Here is a 776-nt window from a genome sequence, read left to right as displayed (position 1 = left end):
ATCCGGTGCTGGCCGACTTCGCCGCCTGCATCGACGGCAAGGGCCAGGACCGGCTGCCGCCGATCGAAGCGACCGACCGGCAGGCGCCGCTGCCGCTGTCCTTCGCCCAGCAGCGCCTGTGGTTCCTCGCCCAGCTCGGCGAACACGCCAGCCGCGCCTACCACATGCCCCTGGGCCTGGCCCTGCGTGGCCCGCTGGACCGGGTCGCCCTGCAGCGCGCCCTGGACCGCCTGGTCGAACGCCATGAAGCCCTGCGCACCCACTTCGCCCTGCAGGAGGGCGTGCCGGTCCAGATCATCGAGCCGCCCACGCCCTTCGTGCTGCACGAACATGACCTGCGCGATGAGGCCGACCCCACGCAGGCCGCCCTTGCGCTTGCCGCCGACGAAGCCGACCAGCCCTTCGACCTCGAACGCGGCCCGCTGATCCGCGGCCGCCTGCTGCGCCTGGCCGACGACCACCACCACCTGCTGCTGACCCAGCACCACATCCTCTCCGACGGCTGGTCGCTGGGCGTGCTGACCCGGGAACTGGGCGCGCTTTACGATGCTTTCGCCCAGGGCCAGCCCGATCCCCTGCCGCCGCTGCCGGTCCAGTACGCCGACTACGCCGTGTGGCAACGCCGGCACGTCAGCGGCGAGCGGCTGCAGGCCCAGGCCGACTACTGGCGCCGGCAGCTGGCCGACGCGCCGGCCCGCCTGGACCTGCCGACGGACCGGCCACGCCCGGCCGAGCAGGACTTCGCCGGGGGCATGGTGGCCTTCGAGATCGATGCC

1 protein-coding gene is annotated in these 776 nt (G+C 73.3%); it reads left to right on the top strand.

The window, feature by feature from the left end; genetic code table 11:
* A partial coding sequence (locus ACYVJH_RS13780; RefSeq protein ID WP_460455226.1) for a condensation domain-containing protein occupies window positions 1–776 on the top strand: 776 nt, incomplete at both ends.

The sequence above is a fragment of the Arenimonas aestuarii genome, from assembly GCF_054781715.1.
Note: the sequence above shows the minus strand (reverse complement) of the source record. Positions and strands in the feature narration are given on the sequence as shown.